Source organism: Burkholderia sp. 22088, assembly GCF_052045915.1.
Taxonomy (GTDB): domain Bacteria; phylum Pseudomonadota; class Gammaproteobacteria; order Burkholderiales; family Burkholderiaceae; genus Burkholderia; species Burkholderia cepacia.
The window spans coordinates 481,926-494,424 of record NZ_JBQEPY010000002.1 but is presented as its reverse complement, the minus strand read 5'-3'; the positions used below and the strand labels follow the sequence as shown (position 1 = coordinate 494,424).

Sequence of the window (12,499 nt, the reverse complement as noted above, 5' to 3'; positions counted from 1 at the left end):
ATGACGAATCCTACCCAGCAACTCGACGTAGCCCGCCTCACGCGCTATCTGGAAGCGCACGTGCCGGGTTTCGAAGGCCCGGTCGACACGGAGAAGTTTGCCGGCGGCCAGTCGAATCCGACTTTCCTGCTGCATGCGAAGAGCGGCCGCTACGTGCTGCGCCGCCAGCCGCCGGGCGAACTGCTGAAATCCGCGCACGCGGTCGACCGCGAATTCCGCGTGCTGAGCGCGCTGTCGGGCACCGCGGTGCCGGTCGCGCATCCGTATCACCTCTGCGAAGACCGCGACGTGATCGGCAGCCTGTTCTACGTGATGAGCTTCGAGGACGGCCGGATCTTCTGGGATCCCGCGCTGCCGGAACTGCCGAAGGCCGATCGCGCGGTGTGCTACGACGCCTTGCTGCAGACGATGGCCGCGTTGCACGACGTCGATGTCGACGCGGTGGGCCTCGCCGACTACGGCCGCCCCGGCAACTACTTCGAGCGCCAGATCGGCGTCTGGACGAAGCAGTACCGCGCGGCGGAAACGGAGCGCCTCGACGCGATGGAAACGCTGATCGACTGGCTGCCGAAGGCGTGCCCGGCCGACACGGGCCGGCCGACGCTGGTGCATGGCGATTTCCGGATCGACAACCTGATGTTCGCGCGCGACAGCTATCGCGTGCAGGCCGTGCTCGACTGGGAACTGTCGACGCTTGGCAACCCGCTCGCCGATCTCGCGTACTTCTGCATGTGCCTGCGGCTGCCGTCGGGCGGGCAGGTGCGCGGGCTCGCGGGCCAGGACCGCGCGGAACTCGGTATTCCCGACGAAGCGGCGATCGTTGCGCGCTATTGCGAGCTGCGCGGCATCGAGCCGATCCGCGACTGGCATTTCTACCTCGCATTCAGTTTCTTCCGGCTCGCGGCGATCGCGCAGGGCGTGAAGGCGCGCGCGCTGCAGGGCAACGCATCGAGCGAGCAGGCGCTGCGCGTCGGCGCGATGGCCGGGCGTCTCGCCGAGATGGCCGTCGGCGTGATCGACGCGCAGCGCTGACATCGCCGGGCACGACACCACATCAATGGAGGAGCACAGCAACATGGCAACGAATCTGTTCGACCTGACGGGCAAGATCGCACTGGTGACGGGCGCGAGCCGCGGCATCGGCGAGGAAATCGCGAAACTGCTCGCGGAGCAGGGCGCGCACGTGATCGTGTCGAGCCGCAAGCTCGACGACTGCCAGGCCGTGGCCGACGCGATCGTCGCGGCGGGCGGCCGCGCAGAGGCGCTGGCCTGCCACGTCGGGCGCCTGGAAGACATCGCCGCGACGTTCGAGCATATCCGCGGCAAGCACGGGCGGCTCGACATCCTCGTGAACAACGCGGCCGCGAACCCGTATTTCGGGCACATCCTCGATACCGATCTCGCCGCTTACGACAAGACGGTCGACGTGAACATCCGCGGCTACTTCTTCATGTCGGTCGAGGCCGGCAAGCTGATGAAGGAACACGGCGGCGGCGCGATCGTCAACACGGCGTCGGTGAATGCGCTGCAGCCGGGCGACCGGCAGGGCATCTACTCGATCACGAAGGCGGCCGTCGTCAACATGACGAAGGCGTTCGCGAAGGAATGCGGGCCGTTCGGCATCCGCGTGAACGCGCTGCTGCCGGGGCTCACGAAGACGAAGTTCGCGGGCGCGCTGTTCGCCGACAAGGACATCTACGAGATGTGGAAGGCGAAGATCCCGCTGCGCCGCCACGCGGAACCGCGCGAAATGGCCGGCACCGTGCTGTACCTCGTGTCGGACGCGGCGAGCTACACGAACGGCGAATGCATCGTCGTCGACGGCGGCCTGACGATCTGAGCGCGCGATGAAGATCGACAGCTACGCCGGGCAGGCCGTGATGATCACCGGCGCCGCGAGCGGCTTCGGCGCGTTGCTCGCGAGCGAGCTCGCCGCGATGGGCGCGCGGCTGGCGCTCGGCGACCTGAACGGCGAGGCGCTCGAACGCGTGGCCGCGCCGCTGCGCGCGGCCGGCGCCGACGTGATCGCGCGGCGCTGCGACGTGCGTGTCGAAGCGGACGTCGCCGCGCTGGTGCATGCGGCGGCCGAGCGTTTCGGCCGGCTCGACGTGGGCATCAACAACGCGGGCATCGCGCCGCCGATGAAGGCGCTGATCGACACCGACGAAGCCGATCTCGACCTGAGCTTCGCGGTGAACGCGAAGGGCGTGTTCTTCGGGATGAAGCACCAGATCCGCCAGATGCTCGCGCAGCGCGAAGGCGTGATCCTGAACGTCGCGTCGATGGCCGGGCTCGGCGGCGCGCCGAAGCTGGCCGCCTACGCGGCGTCGAAGCATGCGGTGGTCGGGCTCACGAAGACGGCGGCCATCGAATACGCGCGCCACGGCATTCGCGTGAATGCGGTGTGCCCGTTCTACAGCACGACGCCGATGGTCACCGACAGCGATATCGGCGACCGCCAGGATTTTCTCGCGCAGGGCTCGCCGATGAAGCGGCTCGGCCGGCCCGAGGAAATCGTCGCGACGATGCTGACGCTGTGCGCGAAGGAAAACACTTATCTGACCGGGCAGGCCGTCGCCGTCGACGGCGGTGTCTCGGCCTTCTGACGGAACCGAACGAACGGAATCGAGGAGTCGATCATGGACTTTGGCTACACCCCGAAAGTGGAAGAACTGCGCAGCCGCGTGCGCGCATTCATGGATGCACACATCGTGCCGCGCATCCGCCAGTGGAACGAGGAAGTGCACGCGGGCCAGTATCCCGTGTCGTTCATGGAGGAACTGAAGGAGCGCGCGAAGGCGGAAGGGCTGTGGAACCTGTTCCTGCCGCACCTGAAGGACGACGAGCCCGGCACGGGCCTGACGAACCTCGAATACGCACCGCTCGCCGAGATCATGGGCCGCGTGGGCTGGGCATCTGAAGTGTTCAACTGCAACGCGCCGGACACCGGCAACATGGAGCTGCTGCACATGTTCGCGACGCCCGGGCAGCGCGAGCAGTGGCTGAAGCCGCTGCTGCGCGGCGAGATCCGTTCGGCGTTCGCGATGACGGAGCCCGATGTCGCATCGTCGGATGCGACGAACATCACGACGCGCATCGAGCGCGTGGGCGACGAGTACGTGATCAACGGCCGCAAGTGGTTCATCACCAACGCCGCGCATCCGAACTGCAAGATCTTCATCGTGATGGGCAAGACCGATCCCGAGGCCGAGTCGCACCGGCAGCAGAGCATGATTCTCGTGCCGCGCGACACGCCGGGCGTGACGGTCGTGCGCAACATTACGGTGGTCAATCACTACGCACCGGAAGGGCACTGCGAGATCACGTTCGACAACGTGCGCGTGCCGGCGAGCAACCTGCTCGGCGAGGAAGGCAGCGGCTTCGCGCTCGCGCAGGCCCGCCTCGGGCCGGGCCGCATCCACCACTGCATGCGGTCGATCGGCGCGGCCGAGCTCGCGCTGGAGCTGATGGTCGACCGCGCGCAGTCGCGCGTCGCGTTCGGCAAGCCGCTGAACCGGCACGGCACGGTCGGCGAATGGATCGCGCGCTCGCGCATCGAGATCGAGCAGGCGCGCCTGCTCGTGCTGAAGGCCGCGTGGATGATCGACAAGGTCGGCGCGAAGGCCGCGCGCAAGGAAATCGCGATGATCAAGGCGCTGGTGCCGACCGTGTACGCGAACGTCTGCGACCGCGCGATGCAGGTGTTCGGCGCGGCGGGGTTGAGCCCCGATACGCCGCTCGCCGACCTCTGGACCTGGGGCCGCGCGCTGCGCTTCGCCGACGGCCCGGACGAGGTGCACCTGCAGGCGATCGCGCGGATGGAAATCAAGGACGGCGAGCCGGGTTCGACGGCGCCGTACCTGACGCCGCCGCTGCGCGCCTGAGCGTCGCGCCGGGATGCGCAGGGCCGTGGACGAGCGGGTGGCGCACGCCGTAAGATGCCGGCAAGGAGATCCGGCGATGCGCCTTTCGAAGATTGACCTGAACCTGTTCGTCGTATTCGACGCGATCTACACCAAGCGCAACCTGACGCGCGCGGCCGAGGTGCTGAATCTCACGCAGCCGGCCGTCAGCAACGCGCTGGCGCGGCTGCGCAAGACCCTGAACGATCCGCTGTTCGTCAGCACGCCGGCCGGGATGATGCCGACGCCGCTGGCCGAGAACATCGTCGGCCGTGTGCGCGAGGCGATGCAGCTGCTCGATTCGAGCGCGCACGAAGGCGACGTGTTCGATCCGGCGTCGTCGACGCGCGTGTTCCGGATGAGCATGAGCGACCTGACCGAAGCGCTGCTGCTGCCCGCGCTCGGCGAACTGCTGCAGAAGCATGCGCCCGGCATGCACGTGCGCAGCTACACGATGGATCGCCGTGAAGTCGCGACCGCGCTCGCGAACGGCTCCGTCGACATCGCGATCGACGCGCCGCTGATCGGCGATCCGCACCTGCATCAGGCGCTGCTCGTGCGCGACCGCTATGCGTGCATGATCCGCGACGATCACCCGTTCAAGGGCGACACGCTCACCATGGACGACTACCTGTCGATGGGGCACATCCACGTGTCGAGCCGCCGCAAGGGCAGCGGGCACGTCGACGCGGAGCTGACGCGCCTCGGGTTGCGCCGCACCATCCAGATGCGCGTGCAGCACTACATGGTCGCGCCGCTGATCGCGATGCGCGGCGACCTGGCGCTGACGGCACCGCTGCGGCTGCTGCAGCGTTATCCGGCGCGGATTCTCGAACTGCCGTTCGAGATGCCGGCGCTCGAATACTTCTGCTACTGGCATCGCAGCGCGGATCAGGATCAGGGCAGCCGGTGGCTGCGCGAGCAACTGGTGACGCTGATGGGCGGGATCGGCGAACCGCGGTGATGCGCACGCGGCGACGGTCAGCTTCGCAATGCCCGCGCCAGCACCTTCGCCACATGCACGGCCTGCACTTGCGCGCCGTCCTGAATCTGATGCCGGCAACTCGTGCCGTCCGCGACGACGATCGCGCCTTCCGCCCGCGCACGCACGGCCGGCAGCAGCGACAGCTCGGCCATGGCCTGCGACGCGGCGTAATGCTCGGCTTCATAGCCGAAGCTGCCGGCCATCCCGCAGCACGACGATTCGACCGGCGTTATCTTCAGCCCCGGGATCCAGCGCAGCACCGTCTGCACCGGCGTGAACGCGCCGAACGCCTTCTGATGGCAGTGGCCGTGCACGAGCGCTTCGTTCGCATCGATCGCGTGCAGCGGCAGCGACAACCGGCCGGCCTCGTGTTCGCGCACGAGAAACTCCTCGAACAGGAACGCGTGGCTCGCGAGCCGTGTGGCTTCGTCGCCGTAACCGTAGGCAAGAAACTCGTCGCGCATCGACAGCAGGCACGAAGGCTCCAGCCCGACGATTGCGATACCGCGTTCGAGGTATGGCCGCAGCGCATCGAGCGTGCGCCTGGCCTCGGACTTCGCTTCGTCGACGAGCCCGGCCGCGAGGAACGTGCGGCCGCAGCACAGTGGCCGCGCGCCTGCGCGCACGTTGAAATGCACGGTGTAGCCGGCCGCTTCGAGCACGGCCTGCGCGGCGCGCGCGTTGTCCGGCTCCTGGTAGTTGCTGAACGTATCGACGAACAGCAGCACTTCGCGGGTGGCTGATCCGGTTTGCGTGGGCGTTGATGCACCCGCACCCGTATCCGCCAGAAACGGCCGCGCGAACCCGGGCAGCGCACGCTGCGGCGCGAGGCCGATCCATCGCTTGATCGACGACGCGACGACCGGCACGCCATTGACGAACGCGATCGCGCCGCGCATGCGCGCGGCCCACGGCGCATAACGCGGCAGATACGCGACGAGCCGTTCACGCAGCGTCGTGCCGTGCTTGCGGTTCCACGCATGCCGCGCCTCGATCTTGAAGCGCGCCATGTCGACGCCCGTCGGACAGTCGCGTTTGCAGCCCTTGCACGACACGCACAGGTCGAGCGCGGCCTTCACGTCGTCGCCGGCGAGGCCGTCGGCGCCGAGCTGGCCCGTCACCGCGAGCCGCAGCGTGTTCGCCCGGCCGCGCGTCACGTGCTGTTCGTCGCGCGTCACGCGGTAGCTCGGGCACATCGTGCCCGCGTCGAACTTGCGGCAGTGGCCGTTGTTGTTGCACATCTCGACGGCCGATGCGAGCCCGTGCGTGATGTCGGTGCCCGAGCCGGGGGCGGTTTCTTCGCCGGTCAGCGGATTGCGCGCGACGTTCCATGCCGACCAGTCGAGCGCGGGCCGCAGCGGCAGCGCCGCATAGCCGGGCGCGAAACGGAAATGCTCGCGCGCATCCATCTTCGGCGGATTGACGATCTTGTCCGGGTTGAAGCGGTTGTCGGGATCGAACAGCTTCTTGATCTCCGCGAACGCCGCATTCAGGCGCGGGCCGTACTGCCACGCGACCCATTCGCCGCGGCACAGCCCGTCGCCGTGTTCGCCCGAATACGCGCCCTTGTACTCGCGCACGAGTGCCGCCGCCTCTTCGGCGATCTCGCGCATGCGCGTCGCGCCGTCGCGCCGCATGTCGAGGATCGGCCGCACGTGCAGCGTGCCGACGCTCGCGTGCGCGTACCACGTGCCTTCGGTCTCGTGCCTGTGGAACACGTCGGTCAGGCGGCGCGTGTATTCGGCGAGATGTTCGAGCGGCACCGCGCAATCCTCGATGAACGACACCGGTTTGCCGTCGCCCTTCATGCTCATCATGATGTTCAGCCCGGCCTTGCGCACCTCCCACAGCGCCTTCTGCGCGCCGGCATCGGTCATCTTCACGACGCTGCCGGGCAGGCCGAGATCGGCCATCAGTTCGGCGAGCCGGTCGAGCTGCGCGTGTTGCGCGTCGCGCGATTCGCCCGCGAACTCGACGAGCAGGATCGCCTGCGGCCGGCCGACCAGCGCCCGTTCGATCACGGGCCGGAACGCCGGGTTCTCCATCGACAGGTCGATCATCGTGCGATCGACCAGCTCGACGGCCACCGGCTTCAGCTTCACGATGTGCTGCGCGGTGTCCATCGCCTGGTAGAAGGTCGGGAAGTTCACGACGCCGAGCGTCTTGTGCGCGGGCAGCGGCGCGAGCTTCAGCGTGATCTGCCGGCTGTAGGCGAGCGTGCCTTCCGAGCCGACGAGCAGGTGCGCGAGATTCGCGTGACCGTCGTCGGTGTAAGCGCGCGGGTTCTGGCAGTCGAACAGGTCGAGGTTGTAGCCGGCCACGCGGCGCAGCACCTTCGGCACGCGCTCGACGATCTCGTCGCGCTCGCGCTTCGCGATGCGTTCGACGCCGTGCAGCAGGTCGAGCGTGCGGCGATCGGTGACGGGCTGCGCGAGCGAACCGAACCGGCATTCGCTGCCGTCGGCAAGGATCGCGTCGATCGCGAGCACGTTGTGCACCATGTTGCCGTACTCGATCGAGCGCGACCCGCACGAGTTGTTGCCGGCCATCCCGCCGATCGTGCATTGCGCGGCCGTCGACACGTCGACCGGAAACCACAGCCCGTGCGGCTTCAGCCACGCGTTCAGGTGATCGAGCACGATGCCGGGCTCGACGGTGACGGTGCGCGCCTGCGCATCGAATGCGACGATCCGGTTCAGCCATTTGCTGGTGTCGACGACGAGCGCCTCGCCGACCGTCTGCCCGCACTGGCTGGTGCCGGCGCCGCGCGCGAGCACGGGAATCTTGCGGTCGCGCGCGATGTCGAGCGCGATCCGCAGGTCGTCCTGGTCGCGCGGCACGACCACGCCGAGCGGCATGATCTGGTAGATCGACGCGTCGGTCGCATAACGACCGCGGCTCGCGCGATCGGCGTAGACGTCGCCGCGCATTTCGCGCCGCAGCCGCTCGAACAGCGGCGACAGCGCGGCGCCTTGCGAGGGCACGAGATGGACAGGGCGAACCAGCGAAGGCGAGACGGCGGATGTCATGGCGGCGGTCGGTATCGGATGGGAACGGATCGGGCGAGGATCGGATGAGGGATCAGGCGAGCGTGACGCTGACGGGCGGCAGCCCCGCGATGCGGCCGACGGCCGTGCCCGCGGCCTGCGGAAAATGCATGCCCGTGTACGAGCCGGTCGTGACGACGGTGCCGGCCGGCAGCGCGATGCCGCGTCGCGCCGCGTGATTCACGAGCCACGGCAGCAGGCGGCGCGGGTCGCCGGCCGGGTTGGTGCCAGGTGCTGTGCCGGCGATGTCGTGCCCGTCGAACGTGAACGCCGGGGCCGGCGCGGCGAACGGGAAATCGGCGCGATAGCCGGTCATCTCGCCCAGCACGAGCGCACCGTGGTTCTGCAGGTCGGCGAGCTGGGCGGCAGGCGCGACGTCCGGCCATTCGCGGAAGCGGCTCGCGACGATCTCGATCGCGGCGCCCATCTGCGCGATACCGTCGAACACTTCATCGTCGGCATAGGCGGGCGCATGCGGCGCGAAGTCGCGGCCGAAGCGGAACGCGATCTCCAGTTCGAGGCCGAGCGGCCGGAACGCGCCGCGCGGCAGCGTGACGCCGCTCGCATGGCAGCAGTCGTCCGGCAGCGGTGCGCCCTGGATCGGCCCGTCGGGCTGTTTCGCGCCGACCTTCCACGCGCCGATCGCGGCGCGGCGCTCGGCGAGCAGTTGCGCCTGCACCGCATAGGCGGCGTCGGCATCGGCGGGGACGAGGGCCGAAGGCAGCGCGGCGAACGCGATGCCGTGTTGCCAGCCGGCGGCGAGCCGGACGGCGAGGTCGTGAGTAGCCTGGGTCATCGTTGCAGTCGGGGAAAAGGCGGGCGCCGCGGGCGGCAGCGCCCCGTTGGCATCAGGCCGGCGAGCGATTGGCGGCCGGTTGTTCGGCGGGTGCGTCGGCGAAGCGGCTTTCCGGCTGCATGCGGAACGCGAGCAGCACGCCCACGCCCATCAGCACCATGCTGCCGATGAACGGCAGCTCCCAGCTGCCGAAGCGGTCGATCACGAAGCCGGAGATCACGGGCGACAGGATCGCCGCGAGCGCGGAGCCGGAATTCATCATCCCGCTCGCGGTGCCCGAGTATTCCGGCGCGATGTCCATCGGCACGGCCCACATCGGGCCGATCGTCATTTCGGCGAAGAAGAAGCCGGCCGCGAGGCACGCCATCGACACGTACAGGTGATGCGTGAACAGCAGCGGCAACAGCGACAGCAGCGTGAGCAGCATGCAGATCGACACCATCCGGCTGCGTGCGCGCTTGAGGCTGCCGGTGCGCGCGAGGATGCGGTCGGTGACGATCCCGCCGAGCGTGTCGCCGATCACGCCCGCGAAGAACACCGCCGACGCGAACACCGCCGATTTCTTCAGGTCGAGGTCGTAGCTGTGCAGGAAATACTGCGGAATCCAGCTCAGGAACAGCCACAGCGTCCAGCCGTAGCAGAAGTACACGATCGTGACGGGCATCATCCGGCGGAACAACGGGCCCCAGGGCACGGCGGCGGGTTTCGGCTTCGGTTGCGGCAGCGCGTCGAGTTCGGCCTGCGTGATGCGCGGGTGGTCCTTCGGGTGTTCGGTATAGACGAGCGCCCACACCGCGACCCACACGATGCTGATCACGCCGCAGATGTAGAACGATTCGCGCCACCCGTACACGGCCATCACCGCGACGACGGCGGCCGGCGCGACCGCGTTGCCGACGCGCGAGAACGCATGCGTGATGCCCTGCGCGAAGCCGCGTTTCTCGCGCGGCACCCAGCGCGACATCGCCGACGTGGCCGCCGGGAACGTCGCGCCTTCGCCGAGCCCGAGCAGCAGGCGCGCGGCGAGCAGCGACGCGAGGCCGCCGGCCATCCCGGTGAGCAGCGTCGCGACGGCCCACAGCAGCCCGCAGGCGAGCAGCGTGCGGCGCGCGCCGAAGCGGTCGCTGACCCAGCCGCCGATGATCTGGAATACGAGATACGGATACGCGAACGCGGAGAACACGAGGCCGATCTCCGTCCTGTTCAGCCCGAATTCCTTGCCGAACCCGGCAGCGGCCGTGCTCACGTTCACGCGATCGAGGTACGTGATGAAGTACATCACGCACAGCATCACCAGCACGATGCCGGTCGCTCGGAACAGCTTCATGTTTCGTCTCCTGGATGTTGTCTGGCTTGCTGCCCGTGCCGGCGTCGAGGCCGGCATCGAGATGGGTCGTGCCGATGAAGCGGGGCGGGCGCCGGCAGCGGCCGGTGCGTGTCGCGACGACCGCGCGCGGCCGCCCGTGAAGCGGAAAGGGCGCGTCAGGCGGCGTGCGGGAAACATGCGCGCCGCCCGCCGGCGCTCAGGCCGCCGCGCGCAGCGCGGGGGCGTGCGTGTTCGATGCGAGGGTGTCCATCGCCGCGACGACGCCGCTCGCGGCAACCGGCACGCCGGCGAGCTTCAGCCCCATCTCGCAGCCGGCGAGCGTGGCCATCAGCGTGAGGTCGTTGCAGTCGCCGAGATGGCCGATGCGGAACATCTTGCCGCGCATCTTGCCGAGCGCCTGCCCGAGCGACATGTCGAAGCGTTCGTAGATCAGCTTGCGCACGGCGTCCGCGTCGACGCCGTCGGGCATCATCACGCCGGTCAGCACGGGGCTGTAGACGGCCGGGTCCGCGCACTGGATCTCGAGGCCCCACGCGCGCACCGCGCGGCGCGTGGCTTCCGCGAGCCGCTGGTGGCGCGCGAACACCGCGTCGAGCCCTTCGCCGAGGATCATGTCGAGCGCTTCGGCGAGCCCGTACAGCAGGTTGGTGTTCGGCGTGTACGGCCAGTAGCCGTTCCTGTTCGCCTCGATGATCTCGTGCCAGCCCCAGAACGCGCGCGGCAGCGTCGCGTGCCCGCTCGCCGCGAGCGCCTTCGGCGACACCGCGTTGAAGCTGATGCCGGGCGGCAGCATCAGCCCTTTCTGCGAACCCGACACCGTCACGTCGACGCCCCATTCGTCATGGCGGTAGTCGGCGGACGCGAGCCCCGAGATCGTGTCGACCATCAGCAGCGCCGGGTGGCCGGCCGCGTCGATCGCGCGGCGCACGGCCGCGATGTCGGAGGTGACGCCGGTGGAGGTTTCGTTGTGCACCACGCACACCGCCTTGATGGCGTGCGTGGTATCGGCGCGCAGGCGCGCCTCGATCATGTCGGGCTGCACGCCGCGGCGCCAGCCTTCGATGCCCGGCAGCCCGAGGAATTCGGGCTTCAGGCCGAGCGCGTCGGCCATCTTCTTCCACAGCGTCGCGAAGTGGCCGGTCTCGTACATCAGCACGGTGTCGCCGGCGCTCAGCGTGTTGGTCAGCGCGGCCTCCCATGCGCCGGTACCCGACGCCGGATAGATGATCACCGGCTGCGTGGTCTTGAAGATCTTCCTGATGCCGGCGAGCACCTTGAGGCCGAGCGCGCCGAATTCGGGGCCACGGTGGTCGATGGTCGGATAGCTCATCGCCCGCAGGATGCGGTCGGGTACCGGGCTCGGCCCCGGAATCTGCAGGAAATGGCGGCCGGACGGATGAAAGTCGAGTTGCAGCATGATTGTTCTGTCTCCTTGGTTGCATTTTGAATTTTGCATGCAAAATACTTTAGCAGAGTGGCCACGGCAAACCCAAGGACTGATTTCGCCGAAAATGCCGGTGTTTACCCGGCGTTGGCGGGGAGATATTCGGGTCGGGCGAGTTGAAGTAGAATCGCGTGAAGCAAGAAGGAAGGATTTTGCATGCAAGATTTGAATGATCTGGAGCAGGCCGGCGGCGCGCCGGCACTGCCGAAACTGGAGCGGCAGCGGCTGCACGACACGGTCGTCGAGCACCTGCGCAAATTCATCGTCGAAGGCGTGCTCGCGCCGGGCATGCGGCTGAACGAGCGCGAGCTGTGCGAGACGCTCGGCATCTCGCGCACGCCGCTGCGCGAGGCGTTCAAGGTGCTGGCGGCCGAGGGGCTGCTGGTGCTGTCGCCGAATCGCGGCGCGAGCGTGTACCGGATGAGCGAATCGGAGATCCGCGAGACGTTCGAGCTGATGTCGGGGCTGGAGGCGTTTTCAGGCGAGCTGGCCTGCGAGCGCATCACGCAAGCGGAGCTCGCGGAGATCAAGGCGCTGCATTACTCGATGCTCGCGTGCCGGCTGCAGAACGACCTGCCCGGCTACTACAGCCGCAACCAGGAAATCCACGACCGCATCAACGAGGCCGCGCGCAACTCGGCGCTGCGTGCCACGTACCAGTCGATCAATCGCCGGATCATGTCGATGCGGTTCCGCTCGAACCAGCACGTCGAGAAATGGGATCGCGCGGTGCACGATCACGAGGAGATGATCAAGGCGCTGGAGGCGCGCGACGGCAAGGCGCTCGCGGCGATCCTGCGGCGGCATCTGCTGGAGAAGCGCGACGCGGTGTTGTTGCAGCAGGGGGAGGCAGCGCCGCACACCGGCCACGAACCGGCGTAACGCCGACGGTCCGGGCGCCGGGACACACGCCGGGACGCCGGATGCGGCCCGGTGTCATGCGTGACGCTCGCCGTCGAGTCGACTCGACGAGCGTCCTGTCCCGAAGTCCCGAACGG

Annotated in this window: 10 protein-coding genes; 6 read left to right on the top strand and 4 right to left on the bottom strand. The window is 68.4% G+C overall.

Going from position 1 to position 12,499, the window contains the following annotated elements; genetic code table 11:
• The 5 genes from ACTJLD_RS05375 to ACTJLD_RS05355 all read left to right on the top strand — a co-directional run bounded on the left by ACTJLD_RS05375 (position 1) and on the right by ACTJLD_RS05355 (position 4,866).
• On the top strand, positions 1 to 1,032 hold the full coding sequence (locus ACTJLD_RS05375) for a phosphotransferase (RefSeq protein ID WP_060318355.1): 1,032 nt from the start codon (positions 1 to 3) through the stop codon (positions 1,030 to 1,032).
• 43 nt (positions 1,033 to 1,075) lie between these two features.
• Positions 1,076 to 1,840 (top strand): SDR family oxidoreductase, encoded by a 765-nt coding sequence (locus tag ACTJLD_RS05370; RefSeq protein ID WP_440658221.1) that lies wholly within the window; start codon positions 1,076 to 1,078, stop codon positions 1,838 to 1,840.
• A gap of 7 nt (positions 1,841 to 1,847) precedes the next feature.
• Positions 1,848 to 2,606, top strand: coding sequence for an SDR family NAD(P)-dependent oxidoreductase (locus ACTJLD_RS05365; protein WP_059684867.1), 759 nt, complete (start codon positions 1,848 to 1,850; stop codon positions 2,604 to 2,606).
• A gap of 33 nt (positions 2,607 to 2,639) precedes the next feature.
• Positions 2,640 to 3,884, top strand: a complete 1,245-nt coding sequence (locus ACTJLD_RS05360) for an acyl-CoA dehydrogenase family protein (RefSeq protein ID WP_119338677.1) — start codon at positions 2,640 to 2,642, stop codon at positions 3,882 to 3,884.
• Positions 3,885 to 3,960: 76 nt separating this feature from the next.
• The gene (locus ACTJLD_RS05355) at positions 3,961 to 4,866 is read left to right on the top strand and encodes a LysR family transcriptional regulator (protein ID WP_027790054.1); all 906 of its coding nucleotides are present in this window, start codon (positions 3,961 to 3,963) and stop codon (positions 4,864 to 4,866) included.
• Between the two features lie 17 nt (positions 4,867 to 4,883).
• Here ACTJLD_RS05355 and ACTJLD_RS05350 read toward each other — a convergent pair whose 3' ends face one another.
• From ACTJLD_RS05350 to ACTJLD_RS05335, 4 genes are all read right to left on the bottom strand, one after another.
• Positions 4,884 to 7,916, bottom strand: coding sequence for an FAD-binding and (Fe-S)-binding domain-containing protein (locus tag ACTJLD_RS05350; RefSeq protein ID WP_440658220.1), 3,033 nt, complete (start codon positions 7,914 to 7,916; stop codon positions 4,884 to 4,886).
• A 52-nt stretch (positions 7,917 to 7,968) separates the two neighbouring features.
• The gene (locus ACTJLD_RS05345) at positions 7,969 to 8,730 is read right to left on the bottom strand and encodes a 2-keto-4-pentenoate hydratase (RefSeq protein WP_440658219.1); all 762 of its coding nucleotides are present in this window, start codon (positions 8,728 to 8,730) and stop codon (positions 7,969 to 7,971) included.
• Positions 8,731 to 8,782: 52 nt separating this feature from the next.
• Entirely contained in the window at positions 8,783 to 10,057 is a 1,275-nt protein-coding gene (locus ACTJLD_RS05340) for an MFS transporter (protein ID WP_440658218.1), read from the bottom strand.
• A 196-nt stretch (positions 10,058 to 10,253) separates the two neighbouring features.
• Positions 10,254 to 11,474, bottom strand: a complete 1,221-nt coding sequence (locus ACTJLD_RS05335) for a pyridoxal-phosphate-dependent aminotransferase family protein (protein WP_060083029.1) — start codon at positions 11,472 to 11,474, stop codon at positions 10,254 to 10,256.
• A gap of 183 nt (positions 11,475 to 11,657) precedes the next feature.
• Between ACTJLD_RS05335 and ACTJLD_RS05330 the strand changes: the two genes are divergently transcribed.
• Entirely contained in the window at positions 11,658 to 12,383 is a 726-nt protein-coding gene (locus tag ACTJLD_RS05330) for a GntR family transcriptional regulator (protein WP_060172406.1), read from the top strand.
• Positions 12,384 to 12,499: the final 116 nt, after the last annotated feature.